This is a genomic window from Vibrio pomeroyi (genome assembly GCF_024347595.1).
Classification (GTDB): domain Bacteria; phylum Pseudomonadota; class Gammaproteobacteria; order Enterobacterales; family Vibrionaceae; genus Vibrio; species Vibrio pomeroyi.
On sequence record NZ_AP025507.1, the window covers coordinates 1987576 to 2008402 of the forward strand.

A 20827-nucleotide genomic window follows, 5' to 3' on the forward strand; every position below is an offset into this window, starting at 1 on the left:
ATTCCTGCCGTTTTACTTTATAGTATTCGTTCTCACCTTTTGAACTTATTCGCAGGCTTATGGAATACCTAGATCAGACCGCCCTTATCGCGATGGCACTCATTTTTGTCGGCTCGTTTGTACAAACAGCAATCGGCTTTGGCTTGGCTATTGTGGCTGCCCCGTTGTTATTTTTGGTCTCACCTGACTATGTACCCGCGCCTATCTGTCTCGTTGGTCTGTTCATTTCTGTATTCAACGCGTTCAAACACCGAGCAAACATCTCTATTGGCGGATTGAAAATCGCACTATTAGGCCGTATTCCAGGCTCACTGGCAGGCGGGGCTTTGTTGGTGATGGTTTCAACGAGTGTGCTGTCACTATGGTTAGGCTTGTTAGTAGTGTTCGCCGTGATTGTTAGCTTACTTCCGTTTAGGTTAGAACCGACGCCTGCCAAAATGGGCATCGCGGGGTTCTTCTCAGGCTTCTTCGGTACCAGTTCAGGTATTGGTGGTCCACCTATGGCACTCCTTCTTCAACACCAAGATGCCAATCAACTTCGTGGTAACCTTTCTGCATTCTTTGTGTTTAGTTCTATCATTTCATTACTGGTACAGATCCCAATTGGCTTCTTCACCATGCACCATTTGATCATCACAATCCCGCTGCTGCCTGCGGCTTGGTTGGGTTACAAAGTGGCGTTATTGACGACGCAAAGCATTCCTAAAGAGAAGATACGCATCGGTTCTTTGTTGCTATGTTCTATCAGCGGCTTTACTGCCATTTGGCAAGGCTTAGCTGGCTAGTTCGAAGCAGAAGCTCGAAGAAGAAACATCGATAAAACAACAAATACACAGCTCCACCACCAAACGATTGAAAGGGCGTTCTATGACATACGATGAGTTCAATGCATTCTGTGAATCACAAGCTGCCACCAGCTATGTGATGCAGTGGAATAACTCTCACGTTTGGAAAGTGGGAGGGAAGGTGTTTGCAATTGGAGGTTGGGGGCCGAACGACGAGCCTGCTTTTATCTTCAAAGCGTCGGATCAAAATTTCGATTTTCTCAAAGAAGAGCCCGGTTATAAACCTGCACCCTACTTTGCTTCACGCGGAATGAAGTGGATTCAGCTGTTTGAGAGCATGCCAGAAAGGGATGAGGAATTGAGATACTACCTCACTGAATCACACCGAATTGTCTCTTTAGGGCTAACCAAAAAGAAACAAGCAGAACTCGGGCTCAATCAATAGCCAGAATTTCTGCTTGTTAATAGGCCACCTAAGACTAGATAACCTTTCAAAACTTAGGCGGCTATTAAAAGCTTAAGTCGCTCTTAAAAACTTAGACCGTTCTAAGGAACTTGGGCAATAGAGGCTCTATTTTTTGCGTAGGCACCAGTGGCACCAATAGATAGATTAAACCCGCAAAAGCAATAGACGCCGCTAAGTCTTCAGGGCGATGCATGCCTAGCCAAACACGACTATAAGCAACACCACCAGCCCATACCAACAAACCACCCACTAAATAAAAGCGCTTCGCTTCTAAGAACAAGCCACCAAAGAACGCCAAACACACACCAACGAAAATCATGTGTCCAGACGGGAAAGAATAGTCGGTTTCACCAAGCCAGTGACGCGTTCGCCACTCACTGACCTTATCTTGAACAGATTCAATCGCCACGTTCTTTTCTACCAATGGCAACTCATAGAACAGCTCCGGCATTTCAACCACTTCTTGCGTAACCAAATACTCAGAATAAGGGCGTGGACTCTCTGTTGAATGCTTTAAGAAGGTCTTCGCAGCAAAGCTAAGCACCAACAAAATCCCTAACTGCAAACAAAGGCTGACCAATTTAGCTTTGGAAAACTTCATCGTGAGCACTACTAAAGACAAAACAGCGAGCGTTACCAAGAATCCTTGATTGCCTGCCGAGTAAGTCACGAAAGTCATGAAGGCGCCATAGAAAGGCAGAACCGCACTTCCAAGGTCGAAATCAGATCCAAAGATCAAAAAGGGTACAAGAGAATACAAACTTAGAACGAGCAGTAATAAGCCTTTGGATTTGTTAGAGAACAGAGAAGTCATGGCTAAGATCTTTTGGGTAAAGTGGTCGGATGCTATCGCAGCTTAGCATCGCCAATATCAATTTTATGTCAAAACGGTCAGTCAGCCGTCATGGTGTAACAATATTCGATTAATGCGGTGCTTGAGTATTGATTCGGTGAACCCTCACCTCATCACCAATAATCTTTGCCATCCATTTATACGCATACCGACAGTAAAACCGACCATAGACCAGCTATACCTGACTAAACACAACGGCATTGTGTACTGCTGATAAAGTGAACACTCACCGGATTATCAGGCCAGAATCTGAAAAACTTTGCTGTCAGTCCTTTAAATCCACTATTGAAAGGATTACCATCTGGTCTGCTTTCAAAGCAAAACAAATTATTAATTTTTATTCTCAGGGCGGGGCGAAATTCCCCACCGGCGGTATGTCCTTAGCAAAATCTAAAGATAAGCCCGCGAGCGCTCGATTCGTCGAGGTCAGCAGATCTGGTGAGATGCCAGAGCCGACGGTTATAGTCCGGATGAGAGAGAATGGAAACACACTCGTTTAAGTTGGAAAGGCGTACCTATATTATTGGGTTCATGCCTCCAACTCGAACGGGTGCATTTCGTTTTGGATAAAACCATAATGAGCTAAGGTCAACTTGTAATGAGTCGGCTTTGTCGTGCTCGGTTGAGATCCCTCATACAGCCCTGATTCTGGTGATATTTTAGGAGTTTAACCATGAATCAGTCTTCACTACTTGCCGAATTTGGCGAACCAATCACTCGCGTTGAAAACGCACTGCAAGCTCTTCGCGAAGGTCGTGGCGTACTTTTACTTGACGATGAAGATCGCGAGAACGAAGGCGACATCATCTACTCAGTAGAACACCTAACCAATGCTCAAATGGCACTAATGATCCGTGAATGCAGCGGCATCGTGTGCCTGTGTCTAACTGACGAGCAAGCAAACCAACTTGAACTTCCACCTATGGTTGTTGATAACAACAGCGCAAACCAAACTGCGTTTACGGTGACTATCGAAGCAAAAGTGGGCGTAACAACCGGTGTTTCTGCCGCTGACCGTGTAACAACGATCAAGACAGCTGCAAACCCAACAGCTAAGCCTACTGATCTTGCTCGCCCTGGTCACGTATTCCCACTGCGTGCTCGCAAAGGTGGTGTACTTGCTCGCCGCGGTCATACAGAAGGTACTGTGGATCTGATGCAAATGGCAGGTCTTCAATCAGCAGGCGTACTGTGTGAAGTAACCAACCCAGACGGCACAATGGCAAAAGCGCCAGAGATCGTTGCTTTCGGTAAACTGCACAACATGCCAGTACTGACCATTGAAGATATGGTTATGTACCGCACTGAGTTCGATCTTAAGCTTGCATAACGTTTAGCCCTCAATGCTAAACACTTAGCATTGAAGCTAACTAAACTGCGAAATGAACACTGAAAGGCCTCACTCTTACTGCTTTTTATAATTAAAAGCATATAAAGAGTGAGGCCTTTTTAATTTGCGTAGCGTAAAACGCCCCATGGATGGGATCGCCAAAGTGTCTCTACTTATCGAAACCTCCCCAATCTAATCGTTAGAAAAGCGTAACCTCTCAAAAAAACCTGCAAAATATGAGAAACATTCACTCGAATGGTGAAGTCATGCACCATGATTGATCATCCATAATTAGATTAAAAACATAACTAAATGAAATATAACACTTATTTATTTTGGCACGGTGTCTGCACTACCACTAAGTAGGTATACAAATATTAGGAGTTGAATATGTTTGTAGTTATTTCAGTGGGTTTATCCCTATTAGTACTTGCAGCCCTGTTTCATTTCTCAAGGAAGAGACAAACAGCGCTATCACACAGGTTTGAGACCTTAGTTCTGCTTAGAGAGTTATTGTTGTTATCACGCAAACACCGCGCAGCAACGCATTACGCCCTCGCGTATAAATTATCTAGCGACTCGATTCGCAAAGTGAATGAGATTTACGACAACATACTTGAGGTATCTGAACTGCTTCAATCGCATGTGTCGTTTGATAGCCGCCCTATGTATCGCATCTATCACCTCAAGCTCATCGCCATGCACAGTGACTGGCAAAACCGCAGCTTGGTGCGTAACCAATCAATTCATGGCAAAACGATTCGTCACAGCATGTTCTTGATGGATGAAGTGATGATCATCTGGCTGATTCAGTCTGAACGAGAAGACATGAGCCGTGAGTACCACATGAATTGGCAACAGATCTTGGATTGCATGGAGATCCTGACCAAGCTCAGAATGTGTATCCCAGATATGGAGAAGCCTGAGGAGTATTTGAGATTCAAATTCTACGCGTCTCAGACACACAGAAAACTCAACCAATTATCGATTATCTGCCCGATTAGCAGTGGGTCACCGGTTTGTACACGAGCGATGCATGCACTTACAGAGATTGCATCAAGTAACGAAGCAACCCAACCGGCAGATAGCATGTACGAATTAACCAGTGATATCTCTAGCGTCGTGTCGCAAGTCTACGACCAAGTATTATCCGACATTACGAAAAGCTTGTATCAGCCTTTACCAGACATCAACGAAAAGGTGATAAATACTCGATTATCCGTACATCATTACATGTAAAGACTTCGTGAGAGGAGAGCGTGCTGGAACTCTGAATTATTGAGTTCAAATCCGATATCACCATTGATATCGGATTTTTGTATTTATAGGCTTTTAAATTTCTATCGCTATGTATCATTGCCTATGAAGTTTCAAACATCCCCAGATTTGATATCTCTAGCCCAAGCTTGTGCTGCAAAATCAATGAACTGGCGAACAACTGGAAGCTGATAACTGCGAGACAGATACACCGCCCAAAGCACGCTGCTTGGCGAAACAAAATCACCCAATATGCGTATCAATTTGCCATTCGCAATCAGTGGATTGGCTAAGTCACAAGGTAAACGAACCACCCCTTTTCCATGCTGTGCCGCGCGAGTTAGCACTCCAACATCATTGGCCTTGATAGTGCCAGACACCTCAACCGAATAGTGCTGATTATCCTTAACAAAATCCCACTTCGAGACATTCAAATGACGAAAGCAATTGTGTTGTCGAAGCGCTTCGACCGTTTCAGGTTCACCATGTTGGTCCAAGTAGGCTTGCGAGGCACACACAACAGAATCGATTACCATTAGCTTTCGGGCAATCAAACTATCGTCAGGTTGATCTGTGTAGCGAAGTGCGATATCGATCCTTTCATCCACCAGCTGGGTAAAACGGTCTGAGGCAAACAGTTCGACCGTGATATTAGGGTGGCGCTCGGTGAACTGTTCGACCACATCCAACAACATGTGCTGAGTTAAACCAATGGGAGCAGCAATTCGAATGGTTCCAGAAAGATCATCGGTTTGATTGAGTGAAGTAACTTCTAGCTCAGCGGTCTCATGGAGGATCTTCTCACAGCGCTGCAGAGCGATTTCCCCTGCCGCGGTTAAGCTCACCTTTCGAGTTGTCCTATGTAATAGCCTCTGCTTCAACCACCCTTCTATCTCTTGAACATGACGTGAAACCTGCAACCGACTCATGTCCAAATGCTCAGCTGCTTGGGTGAAGCTGGCACAATTCGCAACTTCGACAAAGCTACGCATTGCCGTCAACCTATCCATCACACTCTCCTTGAACTATTTCGTAGCTAGTCGAATCTTATTAGATCACTATATAGATACAATCTACATCATTTTGCGATATTTATCGCAACCTAGTGAGCTATTAGACTGCAATGGCTGTCGAGAAAACGACTCAATAAATTAGATAATTGGAGAGACATTATGAAAATTGCAGTATTAGGCGCATCAGGTTGGATTGGTAGTCACATCGCTCAAGAAGCTCAATCTCGTGGTCACGACGTCGTTGCTGTTGTAAGAGACGCAAACCGCGTAGAAACCCAAGGCATTGAAGTTCGTTCATTTGATTTACAAGACGAAGCCGCAAGTCTAGCAAACGCACTAGCCGGCGTTGATGCAGTCATTACTTCGATTGGCGGACGTGCTCTGGGTAATCACGACATCGTAAAAAACACTGCGACTAAATTGCTCGCAACATTACCAAGCATCGGTATCGAGCGCCTACTTTGGGTTGGCGGTGCAGGCTCATTAGAAGTAGCACCAAATGTACCGTTAGTGACTGTTCCTGACTTCCCAACGGATTACAAAAACGAAGCGTTAGCACAGGGCGAAGCTCTTGAAGTGTTCAAGCAATCTAACAGCGAAGTTAACTGGACTTTTGTTAGCCCTGCAGCAGAAATATTCCCGGGCGAGAAACTATCAACCTATCGTACTGGTGGCGACCAATTGCTCACCGACGAAGATGGCAACAGCAAAATATCAGTCAGCGATTACGCTATCGCGATGATTGATGAACTCGAAGCCGGTGAGTTCCCGCGCCAACGCATTGGAGTTGCTTACTAGTGCTCAGACGTGTATCAAGCAAGCTCAATAAGCACTAGAGTCTAAAAAGCCGCTGACTTTTGGTAAGCGGCTTTCTATTTTGCTTATCGAGATAATCATCATATCAGTGGCAAGTGACCCGTTTTCACTAAAATGACCGTCTCTTCTTCCACATAAGGGAAATGCTCACTCATGTGAGAGCTGCGCATCCAAGTATGCTTCGGGTACACACCATGTTCATCTTTAAAGGTGCCTGACAACACAAAGATCTCTTCACCGCCAAAGTGACGATGTGGCTGAAAGCGTTCACCGACAGGCCACTTCACTAAAGCAACATGTTCATGCTCAAACTCATGCAGTGGCATCACCTGTAACCCGCCAATACCCGGTAACCATTCCGTTTCTAGCGTATTGATTCGAACTTGAGTTAAGTCTCTCGCATCAAACTGATTTAACTTAACTAAGATCGTGCAACCCTCTTTACTCGATGGAGAATGCGCACTGCCAGGTGGGTTGCGAATGTAAGTGCCTGCTGGGAAATCGCCAGTTTCATCAGAGAACACACCGTCCAACACGAAGATCTCTTCTCCTTGCGGATGTGGGTGTTCAGAGAATGAAGATTGAGGATCGTATTTCACCACGCTAGTCGTGTGACCCGATTCTCTCTCTTCTCTTTCTAGGGGCTTACGCCATACCCCTTTGGCAGGGCTTGCTACCCAATCTAGTTTATCGGTTTCGATAACCAGTCTCTTTGAAAAGTCCATGTTGAACATAATGACGACCTTACTCTAAGTATTGTTTTAATTATTATTGTCTTGCTAATGTCTATTCTACGCGAATAACGAGCGAGGGGGAGACTTCGCTGTTAGCTGCTAACGCTTATTTGCTAATTGATAATTGCTAATTGATAATTGCTAATTGCTAATTGCTAACAAAGCATCCCCCATATTGAAAGCTCGGCTTGATTAATTGCGGCCCGCGATCACACCACCATCAACATCCCAGATTGCGCCCGTTACCCAATCGGCACTGTCTGATAGCAAGAAAGAGATGCTGTTTGCGATGTCTTTAGGTTGGCCCACTCGACCAATTGGGTGGAAAGCATTGAAGCCTTCTAGCGCTTCGTCCACCTCTTCTGGTTTAATGAATGATTCGTAGATTGGCGTTTTAACGACAGCTGGAGAAACCGCATTCACACGAATATTGTGGTCCGCCAATTCCATTGCCATGTGCTGTGTTAAAGCGTGTAGTCCAGCTTTTGCCATTGAATACGCAGAAGATGGCGTCGCTTTGATCGCTTGTTTCGCCCACATAGAGCCTACGTTTACCACGTTTCCGCCACCGTTTTTGATCATCAACTTGCTGACAGCTTGAGTGATAAAGAAAGTCGCTTTATTAAGCTGCATGTATTGCTCGTAATCCGACTCTTGGTGCTCAATAAACGCCTTAGGGTTGAAGTAGCCAGCCGCATTAACAAGGTAACCAATACCCTCTTCAAGCGACTCTAGATGCGCGATAAGATTCGACACACTTGCATCATCGTAAAGGTTAGCTTGCCAACCAGAGGCGTGGCCTAGTGATTGCAGTTCTGACACCGCTTTATCTAACTTAGTTGGGTTATTGCCTACAACCAACACATGGATGTTTTGAGCGACTAACTGCTTCGCTGTTTCAAAGCCCATACCGCTTGTGCCACCGATTACTACTGCAATACCATTTTTTGTGAAGTTCATTTTGTTATCTCCTAAGTCATGTGAACGTGGTAATCTTAGGCTTTGAACTAACACTATGAATAGTAAGTACAAATCGGTTAGGTAGGTACTTATTGGTACATCTTTATGAAAAATCAGGAAAACTTTTTTTCAAGAAAATCAGCACCAGAGCGTTCCGCTCGTATGGTCGAAACCATCTACGGCTGTAAATGGTCGCTAACGGTTTACCAATTATTGGCAAATGGCATTAATCGCCCGGGTGAAATGGTGCGCTCGGTCGAAGGGTTATCGACCAAGGTATTGAATGAATGTTTGAAGCGAAATGTAGAATTTGGGATCTTAGATAAGCAAATGTTCAACGAACTGCCACCAAGAGTTGAGTATCAAGTGACACCCTTTGGTGAGAAGTTTTTACTGATTCTGGATCAACTGGAAAGCCTACAAAACGAAATCGACGAGATGTAAGCCCAAACCAGTCAAACGCATAGCAGACACAGCAAGTACGCTTAACTCACTGGCATTTGCTCAAAGCGACCTTTTACGAAATCAATGAAGGTTCGAATTCGACTTGGTTGATAGCGGTCTCGATGGTAGATCGCTGAAAAGTCCACTTTAGGTACTACCCACTCATCAAACACCTGCTCTAGTTGTCCGTCATTGAGTTGTTGTAAGCAATAGATAGTGGGAACTCGAATAATTCCGTTACCGGACTTCGCCCCCTGCACCAACACTCGGCCATTTTTACATTGCAGCCTGCCCGTCACATGCACATCGACCGTTTTCTTGGTGTCGTCCAACGCTTGAAAACTCCACTTACGCACTGAGCCCGTTAAGCAATCATGATGGATAAGGTCCTTAGGGTGATTTGGCTTTCCTTTGCGAACAAAATACTCTGGGCTCGCGAGTGTTCCCATCTCTATGTCCAAAAGCTTTCTTGCTATAAAACCCGCGTCTTCTAGGCTCCCCATACGAAAAGCGATATCGAACGCGTCTTCAATCAAATCAACTCGGTTACTACTGAAATCAAGGCTAATGCTGATGTCTGGGTAGAGCTGCATAAACTCATTGATCAGATCCGCGATAATCACCTCACCCAAATAACCGCCAACACAGTTTACTTTTATGTCACCGCGCACTTCTTCGACATCGTCCACAGCAGCAATCAAGGCTTGGTCTATATTATCTAAGGCTTGTTCGCATCTCGCGTACAGATCTTGCCCTGCGTGAGTCAACCTCAAAGTTCGAGTGGTGCGGATAAACAGCGTTACACCCATCTGCTTTTCTAAGCTACTCACTTGGCGTGACACGTGGGAGCGAGACACATCAAGCTCCTCCGCAGCTTTAGTGAAGTTACCTAAACGAGCGATAAGCACGAAAGAACGAATATCAGATAGGTTAATTTGATTGAGCATAGGCCAGCTTACTTGTGAAATTTTAAGATGATGAAGCTATAGAGTTATGACGCTATAAAGTGAACGCATTTATTGTTGCACTACAGCAACAGTGTTTCAAGTAAAGCGCTATATATCAACAATGCTATTTTCCTTAATATACCTCCATCGCAACGAAGCAAGGCAACAAGCACTTGATTCGAATGCACTTAAACAATACGTCGTAGCCAACCGACGCAATTAAAGTACAGAGGAAATAAAATGAAAAAACTAATCGTAATTACAGGTGCAAGCTCTGGTATTGGTGAAGCAATCGCTCGTCGTCTAAGCGATGAAGGTCACCCTCTGCTACTTCTAGCTCGTCGTGTTGACCGCCTTGAAGCGCTTAACCTACCAAACTCTCTATCTGTGAAAGTAGACGTAACAGACAAAGCGTCTTTTGATGCGGCAATCGCACAAGGTGAAGCGAAGTTTGGCCCTGTCGATGCGCTTATCAACAACGCAGGTGCAATGCTTCTTGGTCAAATCGACACTCAAGACGCTCAAGAATGGAAGACAATGTTCGATGTGAACGTAATTGGTCTTCTCAACGGCATGCAGTCTGTACTTGCTCCTATGATGGAACGCAATACAGGTACTATCATCAACATCAGCTCAATTGCGGGTAAGAAAACATTCCCAAGCCACGCTGCCTACTGTGGTACTAAGTTCGCGGTACACGCAATCTCTGAGAACGTTCGTGAAGAAGTTGCGGCTTCAAATGTTCGTGTTACGACTATCGCACCGGGTGCTGTTGAGACTGAGCTTCTGTCTCACACGACATCTCAAGAGATCAAAGACGGTTACGATTCTTGGAAAGAAGACATGGGCGGCGTATTGGCAGCTGACGATATCGCTCGCGCGGTATCATTCGCTTACCAACAACCACAAAACGTATGTATCCGTGAGATTGCTCTAGCACCAACGAAGCAACAGCCATAGGTCTTTGCTATCGCGACTAAATCAGCGATGAAATAAGCGATGAAATAAAAAAGCGCCACGACTTAACCAGTCGTGGCGCTTTTGTTTTGATTCAATCTAGTTGTTAACAATAAGCGAGATTAGAACTCAATGCGATAAACTGATGTGCTACCACTTACTTCGTTGCCAACCGCAATAAAGTGGTTACCAGAGCGAGTGAAATACTTGATTGACTCTGGGCCTAGGTCACCGGCTTTTGAGTTGTAAGTATCGTTGTCGCAATCACCGTCTTCATCAACTTTGGTACACACTGGTTGTGTAAAGTCTCGGTTGTTCAAGTAACTGATGAAACTTGCGTTTTCAGGCTGCGTTACGTCGTAAACCATGATGCCACCTTGGCGCTCAAGACCAATAAAGGCATAGTGCTTACCGTTAATCTCAGCCACTTCGATAGCTTCAGGTTCTACCCCTTTATCATCACTGCGATCGTCACCACTTTGGTTGTTATCATTGGTGCTGTTGAAGTTTGCAGGATCTTGTTCAAGAACGATTCGAGCAAAATCATCGCCGCTATCAAACACTAACTCGCCAGACTCATCCCAAATAGAGAAAGAACGGCTACCGAATGCTTGAACTTTTTGGTCAGCAGCAAGTGTTGCTTGTAGCTTAATCACCTTAAGGCGAGCCAGTTGCTTATTGTCTTTCAACGCACCAGCCAATGGGTGGTTAGCGTCAACATCTAGCTTCTTGCCACGTACTTCATCAACATAAGCGATACAAAAGTCTTTTTCTGTTGTGTAGTTTTCAGTGCCTTTGTAATCGTCACCATCCCACTCAAACCCTTTATCATCACACACTTTTTGCGTCGTCTTGATGCCATACTCACGGCCATCGCCTTCGTTTGCCGTCACGATGTAGGTGTTACCATCAACACTGTAGCTAGTGATGCTATCAGGCATGTAAAGCCCTTCTAACATTACGTAGCTTTGTAGATTGCCGATATTTTTGTCTTTATTCGACGCATCCAACTGAGCGGTATCCCAAGGCTTGCCGCCTAGTTCAAGAATCGCATCGACTTGTGCACTTGCCACGTCAATTGCTGCCAATGCATTGTTCTCTTGCAAGGCAACGTAGAGTTTGCCGTTATCTGCAAACGTTAGATATTCCGGCTCTAGGTCTTGGGCAACGGTCGCATTCGGAGCTGAGATTCGAACCTTGTCGGTCAGTTCAGCATGGCGAGGCTGACCTTGATTGAATGCCTTGAAATCAATTTGAGTCACTTTTGCTTGTAAAGGACCACTAGCTAAATCAACCAGCGTCACCGAGCCTTCAGGATCAATGCTGTAATCCGAATTCGGCTCGCCTTCGTTTGCTGATGCGATGTAACGGCCGTCTTTCGAGAAGCTCACCATGTCTGGCAATGCGCCAGCAGCGTATGTGGTGATCAGCTCTAATGTATCTGAGCGATACAGAGCAATAATGCCATTCTGTTGTTTGTCAGCATTTTCGATCGCGACAGCAACTAAGCCTTGATGAGTCGATACACTGTTCGCAGCACCGATATTAATACCCGAAGCCGCAGCGGCTGATTGAAGGTCGATAGAACCCTCAGATGTCGGTGCGCTATCAGCGTTCATCGACAACACATCGACTTTCTGCGCTTGCGCGTTAACCACATAAAGCTTATCGGTACATGAATCGTAGCTGACGATTTCGGCTGCAGAAGTATCAAACGGAGCGTCAGCAATAGAGCTGCCCACCAAAGTAAGCCCACTTACCACCGCATCGCTCGCGATTGGCTGTTGGATGGATTGGCATTGAAGGCTAAAAGCATCAAGTGATGTTTGAGATGATGTTGTCGGCTTTGAAGTTGATTGAGAACAACCAACTAGAGCCGAGCTTACCGCGATAGGTAGTAATAAAGTCAGCTTATTAAATTTACGATTCATATATCCTCCATAATTTGAATCGCGATCATAGAGGCCGCTTATGACAGTTATCTTTCCCTTTTATTAACAATAGGTGACGACAATCGGTTTTCTTTACCCATAACAACAGAGGGTTGGAATGAGCATTCCATTAACAAGCAAGAAAAAAAAACGCCCAAGCTGGCTGGTGCTTGAGCGCCTTTAGTAAACTGAATAGGTAGATTAGAAGTTGTAACCACCGCCGATCATGAATACCCATGGGTCGATATCAACGTCTGTTTTGAATGTGTCTGTAGCCGTTTTGTATGTCGCTGTAGTACCGATGTCTGCGTACCAAACCGATGCGTTTAGGAACCAGTCCTCATTGATCATGTAGTCAATACCAATGTTTGCAGCAAGGCCCCAAGAATCATCCAAAGACACATCCGTTAGGCCTGCATTTTTGCCGTTAGCATTCAATCCTTCGTCAAAGAACACAGTGTAGTTGATGCCCGCACCTACGTAAGGACGGAAGTCGCTGTTCGCCTCACCAAAGTAATATTGAACCATGAACGTTGGCGGAAGGTGTTTAGTATCAGCAATTTTGCCTAGACCGTTAACAGAAATGCTGTGAGAAAATGGGCTTGCTGCTAGGACTTCAAAACTGATGTTGTCAGTGAACATGTAACCGAAAGTAAGACCAAGTTGAGTATCAGAATCAACTGAAAATTCTAGGTCAGGGTTGTTAAGTACAGCATCACTGCTGTCGTTTGGAGATACCGTTGCTGCACCTGCACGGATGATGAAATCACCTTCTTTATGAGCAAGAACATTCGTTGACATAAGAGCCGCAATAACCGCAATACCACATACTGTTTTTTTCATTATTATTTCCTTTTGAGGGCTTATTCTTTATTGGTGAATGAGTAATCATTTCTTATTTTGCGTGCAAGTTATCATAGAATAACCCTACTTTATTGATGGAAATCAATTTGTGAAAGGTTATGATTATTTGTGTAAATTTATATCGACCCGATCACTTTATTCCTTCATTTTATTGACAGTTTTGTAATGCAACTTTTCCGTGCATCATTTTGTTAACTCTGCCTTGTCACCTTACTCTGATCTCTTTGGATCAAAATAGAGCAATCCAACATCCCGTACGCATCAATTTGGTGCAGTCTCACAGAGTTCATTGTCACCTCGTTTAATATTCAATGAGTTACATTTGGCGTGGTGCTTGCAAGTCTATGTTCATAATCATAAATACATTGAGGTTCTGACTATGCAAGACACTCTAACAATCGTTCTGGCCGGCGGTGTTGGCTCTCGGCTTTCCCCTCTCACCGATAACCGCGCAAAACCTGCGGTACCTTTTGGTGGCAAATATCGAATCATCGATTTCACACTCGCGAACTGCCTTCACTCCGGACTTCGCCAAATACTGGTGCTGACTCAGTACAAATCTCACTCTTTGCAAAAACACTTACGTGATGGTTGGTCGGTGCTTAACCCCGAGCTCGGCGAATACATCACCAATGTTCCCCCGCAAATGCGCACAGGTGACAGCTGGTATAGCGGCACTGCCGATGCGATTTATCAAAACTTGTATTTGCTGTCGCGTAGTGAAGCCAAGCATGTAGTAGTCTTATCCGGCGACCATATCTATCGCATGGATTACGCTCCAATGCTCAAGCAACATAAGCAGAATGAAGCTGACTTGACGGTCGCCTGTATGGAAGTGTCGATTGATGAGGCCAAAGAGTTTGGTGTGATGGAGATAGACGAGTCTCTGCAGATCAATAACTTTACCGAGAAGCCACGTTACCCCGCGTGCGTACCCGGTAGACCGACCCGAAGCATGGCTTCCATGGGGATTTACATCTTTGATAAAGAAGTACTGACACAGGCATTATTAGCAGACGCAGAAGATCCGGACTCAAGCCACGATTTTGGTAAAGACATCATTCCAAAGTTAGTCGGCAACAACAGTGTTTATGCGTATAAGTTTGGTGATGAAGAAGGACGCGTAACCCAAGACGCTTACTGGAGAGATGTGGGTACGATCGACTCTTATTACCAATCGAATATGGACCTGTTGAAACCAGCCTCACCTATCGATTTGTACCAACCGGATTGGGCAATTCGCACCTATGATCCGCAACTGCCGCCCGCACGAACCATTGCTTCGGTCGAAGGTAACCAAGGGATCTTTATCAACTCGATGATCGCGAATGGCGTAGTGATTGAAGGTGGTTCAGCGCAAAACTCTATCTTTTTCCCTAAGGTGAAAGTCAGCAATGCCGCGATTGTGATTGATAGTATTCTGTTTGAAGATGTCGAGATCGGGCGAAACTGCCACATTCAAAACTGCATTATCGATAAGAACGTTAAGGTGCCGGATGGGACTCAGATTGGCATAGATAGTCTTGCGGATGCCAAGCGCTTCCACATATCGAAACAAGGTGTAATAGTGGTGCCGTCTTCTTATCAGTTTGAAGAGTGATGCTTCAGTTGAAATAGCTTCTCTCTAAAACAACAAAGGCAGCGAATTCGCTGCCTTTTTATTTGGTTAGATGCTCTCAAGCCAAGCTTATTTTATCAGAGCGAACTCTTTAAAAAGGACCTAAATCAATCATTTGAGCAATCACAACCGAAACTAACGCACCCACTGACCAGAACAAGAACAGCGGCAAGAAGAAACGAACCCACTTGGTGTAAGGCACTTTTGCAATCGCCAGTACAGCCAGTAAGCCACCATTGGTTGGGTAAATGTAGTTAGAGATACCGTCACCCAATTGAGAAGCCAATACCGCAACTTGACGAGTTACCTCACCAATGTCCGCTAAAGGAATAATGATTGGCATGGTGATCACCGCTTGACCACTGCCCGACGGAATAAACAGGTTAATCGCAGCTTGTGAGAAGTAGATACCCGCCGCGGCTACAAGCTTAGAACTGCCTGAAATGATCTGTGCAAGGTAGTAGATGATTGAATCAACAATCTTCGCGTCTTCCATAATGGTCAACACTGAGCGCGCGAAGAAGATGATCAACACAGCAACCAACACATCGCTGACACCTTTGGTCCAGTATTCACAAATCTTGTTGGGAGACAAACCCGCCACCAAACCTGGAATGATCGCCATCGCCACAAATGCACCCGCAATCTCGGTAAAACCAAAGCCCATCGTCAGGGTACCGAAGATCATGTATGCGAATACGCCTAAGAATGCGATACCCGCGAACTTTTCACGCGTGGTCAGTATTTTCGCTTCAACATTTGATTCGTAGTGGTAACCCGTGCCGTGTAACAAGCCCTTAGTTGGGTCTTGCTTTACTTTGCGTGCGTAACTCAACACATACCAAGCCCCCGTCAATAGCATGAACATGCCGACAATAAAGCGATACCACATGCCCGAATACATAGGGAGTTCAGCAATAGTGTGTGCAATACCCGTGAAGAATGGGTTTGCCAGCGCGGCCGCAAAACCCGCACAACTCGCGAGTAAGACTACACCAAGAGCCGTGATCGCATCGTAGCCAAGCTTGATACAGATAGGGATCATCAGCGATATGAAAATGACATCAAGCTCACGCATACCAGTGAAGGTTACGTTGAAGAAGATCGCCGTCATGATCACAGGCGCAATCACGTACAAGCCTTGTTTCTTGAGCTTAGTGGTGAGCGCAACAACCGATGCGTCTAGCAGACCCATGTGTTTGATAATACCGAAAGCACCACCAACAAATACCACAACACCCATCACGCCAGAAGCGGATTTGAAGCCTTTAAAAAATGATTCGAAAAAAGAGGCTAATGTTGTTGGATTGCTCGCTAATAGTGTGTAGCTGTCTGGGTCGATAACCGTGCGGCCATTCATAACCACTCGTTCAAATTCACCAGCAGGGATAAAGTAGGTTGCGATTGCTGCAACAATTACCATGATGACCAAAGAAAGAAACGGGTGGTTTACTTCTTTCTCTGTCGAAGCTGAGTTACCAGCTGGAGATGTAGGTACGGACGTAGATACCGTAGACGTCATATAGACTCCTTACTTGTCAGCAACCAAGAAGTACTTGGCCGCCAAGGGGGATTTTTGGGAAAACGAAACCCTTCACGCTGAACTAAGTTCGCGCTAACTAGGCTGTTTCTAAAAGGCCTTTGATAGATGGTGCTCTCAAATGTACATAGTGAAGTAGTGAGAACTACTCTCTTTGCGTCCGAGCAAAATGCAGATGTTCAGCCAAGTCAGGCCAAACTGAATGAGGTCATTACAAGCAGATAAACAGAAAAAGACTGTTTGGGTAATGCGTTTTTTATCAATTACAAAGACAAGCGGCGCATACTAGCACAACAGGCGGTAAAATGTCAGGAAAGCGTGATTTTTGTCACATTTTATTGAGCCATAAAAAAGCGCCCTGTAAAACAGCGCGCTTTGACAAATATATCGAGAGACAGATCTAATCGGTTATTTAGGTGCTAGCTCGTAGTTCTCTTGCATTTCATGAGGGGCAATACCGTACTCATAATCTGCTAAGTAGCCATCCTTATAAACCTTCATTCCCTTTTCGTCCCAGCTCACTTTAATCACCGCAGTTTTGCCATCTTCACTACCCATCAGCTCTAACATCTCAGCATCGATCTTAATCGCTTTGATGGTTTTAATACGCTTAAACGGCTTAAATTCTGTGGTCGATGTTGGCAGTGAACCATAGCTGCTGATCCACGTCTCTTTTGGCACCAACCATTGGTTGAAAACATCATCAACAATCGCTTTCGGCATGCTTGCAATAACCACATCGTCTGTCATTACATTATTGGTTTCTAAGCTGTAACCACCCTTTCCATCTGAAACGTAGGTAGGAAAATCAACGCCAATTTCAGATTCAGCAGGCAAACGGCCTAACGTCACCGACTTCTTAACGTAAAGTTCTGCAGTTTCAAATTGCTGCATGATCTCTGGAATTTTCTGGAACTCAACAGGCGCAGCAAAAGCATTAAAAGCGAAAGAAAGTGAAGCTGCGATGGCAGCCAATTTAACAGGCATTTTCATGGTAACGGATCCAAGTTTAACGAAGTTGTTATGGTATCCCGTACTAACAAATACCTCAATAAACTGTAGCCGCTTATATTGGTAATTGTGATATTGAGTGACGAAATCATCAGTAGTTAGTGTATTCCCGTTCTCGACTCTACCGCGACGAAATTCCCCTTCCCCCCAATTTCAAATCATAAATCAGTCCTATTTTTACCGTACTGTCAGCCTTATGTCAGTGGCGCAAAATGGTAAGTCCTGCATTCGAACAAAACTAAAATGAGACCTCGATCATCATTTTGAGGTTCTCATGAAGGCTATTTACATCATTGCTGCCCCGCTATTGCTGAGCAGTTCTTTGGCAAACGCAAACGTGCACAAATGGAAAAATACCGAATTTCAGACCTACTCAGACAAAACACAGGTCAGGTTTCTATTGGTAAACCGTTACACCAAACAAGCCGACTACTACCTGCGAATTGATGACAAAGAATTTCCAAACAAGATCCAATTAACTGCCAATCAAGAGATTGAGCTGGATATCAATGTGAAGACACCAGCAGGTCAAACGACCAAGAAAAAGATCTGCACACGCATGGTGACGGACTCTCCGAACAGCTACGAAGTGTGCACCAATCTTAAATTCAAGCGCTATTAACCCAATTCAAACGGTACTAACGATGCAAAAAATCATAACAACGCTGCGCAGGGCTTTATTGACTGTCGTAGCACTGGCTATCGCTTCATTGACCAGTCTTTCTATACCGAGCCCTGCAATGGCGAACCCGATACCGAGCGTATCCAACCCATCAGGAACCGACCGAGTTCGTACCTCTGAAGGTGCTTCGTGTGAGCAAGCCATTTCCACGGGTAAAACCGTTCAGTTTGGTACCTATGGCTCAACGGGCAATGAAGATAGCGACAGCTATTACAACAACTATTACTACCAAAATCAGGATGAAGCAGGCATTTACGCCGCCGTCACGCTGCAGTTTGGTGGTGAAGATCGAGTTGACTGTCGTCGACTCTACGAGTTCGAGTTACGTGAGCGAGAACGTTTAGAAGAGCTGGCTCAAGCGGAACATGAGCTAAAGCTATTACAAATCGAAGCAGAGAAATATCGCCTGCTGAAGATGAAACAAAGCAATACCACTTTTTCGGAGTAAAAGATGCTTAATAAAAAACCATTACTTGGCCTAGCAGCCATAACTATTTTTGCCACTGGATCGGCATTTGCACAATCTCCCGGTGATGGAGATGACAAAACCGGAGATGTCGTGTTTTCGGCATCGGTTGAATCTCAATGCGGTATAGAGGCTACAGAAGATAAAGCCGATCTAGCCTTTGGCGAAAATTACAATGATTCCCATGCGACTGTGAAACTAGTTAGTAACAGAAACGGAATTAAAGTTAGAGCCGAAGAGATACAAATCGAATCTTTTGACGGACAAATCCAAAAAACTGATGTCTTTTTCCAATCAACGGGTACCACAGAACTCGACCAATCCGCTCTTGGTTGGGAGTCAGGTGTAGACATCACCCGTGATCAAATCCGTGAAGACAACAATATGAATCTATTCGCGCGTGTTGCTGTTGATGAAAGCAACCTAGATGCAAATGAAGATTACGAAGTGAAGACAAAATGGAAGATTGAGTGTAATTAACCATCATCTCTCCCACGGCAAGCCCTCTAATCACGAGGGCTTACTGACTTAGAGGCTTTATGAAAACCTTACTATTATTCTTGTCGATCTTATTTATCGCCCCCTACGCTGTCAGCACTGGGTTTGATAAACAAGAAGTCGAACAGTTCAATCAAATATGTGTCGATGGTTCAAACAATCACGAGCGCCGAATCTTTGATGCACTCTCAAATTCTGAATACATCGACTGGTCGAGTATCGAGTTAATCGACACTGAAAGTCGTGTTAACTACACCGATACCACAGTCGCAGCTAAGCAAAAGGGGCGCGTCACTTGTGATCTGATTGTTGAGTACAAATACCATCACGCCGATATTGTACTGAGCTCAAGCTATCAGGTATCCCTCAAAGATCAGCAAACCATCAGCAATGTGGCAGTCACCGAACAAGCGGTCACGGACTTTATTGTCCGCGTTATGGTGAACTAACATGCTGCGTTTTGTTATCGCGTTCATGCTACTTAGCTTATCTAGCTGTACATTTGCATCCAATAATCACTCTACATTGAGCTTTAAAAAGCATGTGCGGGAGCGCTGCGGGCTAGAGGTGATTAATAACCAAGGTGAGATGAGCTTTGGCCAAGACTACGATGGCCGAGCGATCACGCTTAGGCTGGAATCCAATCGAAAAGACTCGCGATTGCTGCTCAAGTTGCAACATATTGATCTAGGCTCAATTAATGAGTCTCGTATCGCAGAGCTCGTACGATTCAAAGTTGAAACGCCCGTTCGTTATGAAGGAGACATCAATTATTGGCGTCAGGGCGTGGAGTTTCCTAGCGAGCAACTCGCATCGAATAATGAGGTCGCGATTCAAGCGCGTATCACTATCCCAGAGTCGCAACTGACAGCAGGTGAGTTTCACTTCAATATGGAGTGGGCAATTGAGTGTCTATAAATTCACAACTTGAGCACAGCTTTTTATCAAAACCAAAGATATTCACTAAGTGACAAGTTCGGAATTATAAAACTGATAAAGAGAGATTCACTGGGATTGAGCGCTGAGTTAGAGCAAATTATCAAGGATGGAGTATTTTTGAACATGTCTCGAAAACACGAAACATAATATGCGATCAGTTATTCGGACTTTCAAGGGAGGAAGTAGAGATTATTTGATAACACTGAAGTGAATCACACATGTGTACTTTCTCTGTTGGTTAATCTATCCGATGTTTGCTACGTTTAAATGACACAGTCATTGGAAAGGTATGATTTATGAAAATAAACGTTCAAACACATCACGTATCAATTAACGACGACTCACGTAAAGACATCGAAGGTAAATTCGAAAAGATATCTAACCATTTTCCATCACTGATTAGCTGCGACATCATCATTACAAAAGAACATGGTCAACATCAGGTTGAAGTGTTCACCAACTACGAAGGTGTACGTGTAAACGCAAAAGCTACAGATGACGTTATGTATCCGGCTATCGCATCAGCGATTAAGAAGCTAGAAGCAGGCCTAAGTAACCGTAAGGGACAATTAAAAGCAGACCTACACGAGAAACCAACAAGTACCAAGCCAGAGATTGCTTCGGACATCATCCAAGAGATGAAACTGGTATAATTACTCAAGTAGCTCGAGCTTACTAACGAATGGAAGCTTATCAAGAATTGCAAAGCCAGCACA

Annotated in this window: 23 protein-coding genes and 1 riboswitch; of the genes, 14 read left to right on the forward strand and 9 right to left on the reverse strand. The window is 44.7% G+C overall.

What is annotated here, in order from left to right:
* Positions 1 to 59: 59 nt before the first annotated feature.
* Positions 60 to 785: a sulfite exporter TauE/SafE family protein gene (locus OCV12_RS24715; protein WP_165905208.1), complete on the forward strand. Its 726-nt coding sequence runs from the start codon at positions 60 to 62 to the stop codon at positions 783 to 785.
* An 82-nt stretch (positions 786 to 867) separates the two neighbouring features.
* Complete coding sequence (locus OCV12_RS24720) at positions 868 to 1230, forward strand: MmcQ/YjbR family DNA-binding protein (protein ID WP_261886508.1); 363 nt, start codon at positions 868 to 870, stop codon at positions 1228 to 1230.
* Positions 1231 to 1321: 91 nt separating this feature from the next.
* Here the strand turns inward: OCV12_RS24720 and OCV12_RS24725 are convergent, their stop codons facing one another.
* Positions 1322 to 2065: a phosphatase PAP2 family protein gene (locus tag OCV12_RS24725; RefSeq protein WP_261886509.1), complete on the reverse strand. Its 744-nt coding sequence runs from the start codon at positions 2063 to 2065 to the stop codon at positions 1322 to 1324.
* Between the two features lie 374 nt (positions 2066 to 2439).
* A riboswitch (FMN riboswitch) is annotated at positions 2440 to 2590 on the forward strand.
* A gap of 187 nt (positions 2591 to 2777) precedes the next feature.
* On the opposite strand from OCV12_RS24725, the gene ribB reads away from it, so the two are divergent.
* Both ribB and OCV12_RS24735 read left to right on the forward strand, forming a co-directional pair.
* Positions 2778 to 3434 (forward strand): 3,4-dihydroxy-2-butanone-4-phosphate synthase, encoded by a 657-nt coding sequence (gene ribB / locus OCV12_RS24730; RefSeq protein WP_017054827.1) that lies wholly within the window; start codon positions 2778 to 2780, stop codon positions 3432 to 3434.
* Between the two features lie 390 nt (positions 3435 to 3824).
* Positions 3825 to 4673, forward strand: coding sequence for a hypothetical protein (locus tag OCV12_RS24735; RefSeq protein WP_261886510.1), 849 nt, complete (start codon positions 3825 to 3827; stop codon positions 4671 to 4673).
* Between the two features lie 131 nt (positions 4674 to 4804).
* Here the strand turns inward: OCV12_RS24735 and OCV12_RS24740 are convergent, their stop codons facing one another.
* Entirely contained in the window at positions 4805 to 5701 is an 897-nt protein-coding gene (locus OCV12_RS24740) for a LysR family transcriptional regulator (protein ID WP_261886511.1), read from the reverse strand.
* A 162-nt stretch (positions 5702 to 5863) separates the two neighbouring features.
* Here OCV12_RS24740 and OCV12_RS24745 point away from each other — a divergent pair, with 162 nt between their 5' ends.
* Complete coding sequence (locus OCV12_RS24745) at positions 5864 to 6502, forward strand: NAD(P)-dependent oxidoreductase (protein ID WP_261886512.1); 639 nt, start codon at positions 5864 to 5866, stop codon at positions 6500 to 6502.
* Positions 6503 to 6600: 98 nt separating this feature from the next.
* Here OCV12_RS24745 and OCV12_RS24750 read toward each other — a convergent pair whose 3' ends face one another.
* On the reverse strand, positions 6601 to 7254 hold the full coding sequence (locus OCV12_RS24750) for a cupin domain-containing protein (RefSeq protein WP_261886513.1): 654 nt from the start codon (positions 7252 to 7254) through the stop codon (positions 6601 to 6603).
* A gap of 192 nt (positions 7255 to 7446) precedes the next feature.
* Positions 7447 to 8214, reverse strand: coding sequence for an SDR family NAD(P)-dependent oxidoreductase (locus tag OCV12_RS24755; RefSeq protein WP_261886514.1), 768 nt, complete (start codon positions 8212 to 8214; stop codon positions 7447 to 7449).
* A 105-nt stretch (positions 8215 to 8319) separates the two neighbouring features.
* Here OCV12_RS24755 and OCV12_RS24760 point away from each other — a divergent pair, with 105 nt between their 5' ends.
* Positions 8320 to 8658 carry a winged helix-turn-helix transcriptional regulator gene (locus OCV12_RS24760; protein WP_004741127.1) on the forward strand — a complete coding sequence of 113 codons (339 nt, stop codon included), beginning with the start codon at positions 8320 to 8322 and terminating at the stop codon, positions 8656 to 8658.
* Between the two features lie 41 nt (positions 8659 to 8699).
* On the opposite strand, the gene OCV12_RS24765 is transcribed toward OCV12_RS24760, so the two are convergent.
* Positions 8700 to 9605: a LysR family transcriptional regulator gene (locus tag OCV12_RS24765; protein ID WP_261886515.1), complete on the reverse strand. Its 906-nt coding sequence runs from the start codon at positions 9603 to 9605 to the stop codon at positions 8700 to 8702.
* A gap of 240 nt (positions 9606 to 9845) precedes the next feature.
* Here OCV12_RS24765 and OCV12_RS24770 point away from each other — a divergent pair, with 240 nt between their 5' ends.
* Entirely contained in the window at positions 9846 to 10565 is a 720-nt protein-coding gene (locus OCV12_RS24770) for an SDR family oxidoreductase (RefSeq protein WP_010433036.1), read from the forward strand.
* 119 nt (positions 10566 to 10684) lie between these two features.
* Here OCV12_RS24770 and OCV12_RS24775 read toward each other — a convergent pair whose 3' ends face one another.
* Together OCV12_RS24775 and ompW are read right to left on the reverse strand one after the other, a co-directional pair.
* Positions 10685 to 12493 (reverse strand): choice-of-anchor I family protein, encoded by a 1809-nt coding sequence (locus OCV12_RS24775; protein WP_261886516.1) that lies wholly within the window; start codon positions 12491 to 12493, stop codon positions 10685 to 10687.
* 201 nt (positions 12494 to 12694) lie between these two features.
* Positions 12695 to 13336: an outer membrane protein OmpW gene (ompW, locus tag OCV12_RS24780; RefSeq protein ID WP_017631574.1), complete on the reverse strand. Its 642-nt coding sequence runs from the start codon at positions 13334 to 13336 to the stop codon at positions 12695 to 12697.
* A gap of 400 nt (positions 13337 to 13736) precedes the next feature.
* Between ompW and glgC the strand changes: the two genes are divergently transcribed.
* Complete coding sequence (gene glgC, locus OCV12_RS24785) at positions 13737 to 14957, forward strand: glucose-1-phosphate adenylyltransferase (RefSeq protein ID WP_176678819.1); 1221 nt, start codon at positions 13737 to 13739, stop codon at positions 14955 to 14957.
* 109 nt (positions 14958 to 15066) lie between these two features.
* On the opposite strand, the gene OCV12_RS24790 is transcribed toward glgC, so the two are convergent.
* On the reverse strand, positions 15067 to 16497 hold the full coding sequence (locus OCV12_RS24790; protein ID WP_261886517.1) for a YfcC family protein: 1431 nt from the start codon (positions 16495 to 16497) through the stop codon (positions 15067 to 15069).
* A 426-nt stretch (positions 16498 to 16923) separates the two neighbouring features.
* Positions 16924 to 17508, reverse strand: a complete 585-nt coding sequence (locus OCV12_RS24795) for a hypothetical protein (RefSeq protein WP_261886518.1) — start codon at positions 17506 to 17508, stop codon at positions 16924 to 16926.
* A 292-nt stretch (positions 17509 to 17800) separates the two neighbouring features.
* On the opposite strand from OCV12_RS24795, the gene OCV12_RS24800 reads away from it, so the two are divergent.
* The 6 genes from OCV12_RS24800 (at position 17801) to hpf (ending at position 20764) form a co-directional block, all read left to right on the forward strand.
* A complete protein-coding gene (locus OCV12_RS24800) occupies positions 17801 to 18148 on the forward strand; it encodes a hypothetical protein (RefSeq protein WP_261886519.1) in 348 nt (115 codons plus the stop codon).
* Between the two features lie 22 nt (positions 18149 to 18170).
* Positions 18171 to 18656: a hypothetical protein gene (locus OCV12_RS24805; protein ID WP_261886520.1), complete on the forward strand. Its 486-nt coding sequence runs from the start codon at positions 18171 to 18173 to the stop codon at positions 18654 to 18656.
* 3 nt (positions 18657 to 18659) lie between these two features.
* Entirely contained in the window at positions 18660 to 19154 is a 495-nt protein-coding gene (locus OCV12_RS24810; protein WP_261886521.1) for a hypothetical protein, read from the forward strand.
* 59 nt (positions 19155 to 19213) lie between these two features.
* The gene (locus OCV12_RS24815; protein WP_261886522.1) at positions 19214 to 19621 is read left to right on the forward strand and encodes a hypothetical protein; all 408 of its coding nucleotides are present in this window, start codon (positions 19214 to 19216) and stop codon (positions 19619 to 19621) included.
* A gap of 1 nt (position 19622) precedes the next feature.
* The gene (locus OCV12_RS24820; protein ID WP_261886523.1) at positions 19623 to 20090 is read left to right on the forward strand and encodes a hypothetical protein; all 468 of its coding nucleotides are present in this window, start codon (positions 19623 to 19625) and stop codon (positions 20088 to 20090) included.
* 317 nt (positions 20091 to 20407) lie between these two features.
* Positions 20408 to 20764 (forward strand): ribosome hibernation-promoting factor, HPF/YfiA family, encoded by a 357-nt coding sequence (gene hpf, locus OCV12_RS24825; RefSeq protein ID WP_017631565.1) that lies wholly within the window; start codon positions 20408 to 20410, stop codon positions 20762 to 20764.
* Positions 20765 to 20827 lie beyond the last annotated feature (63 nt).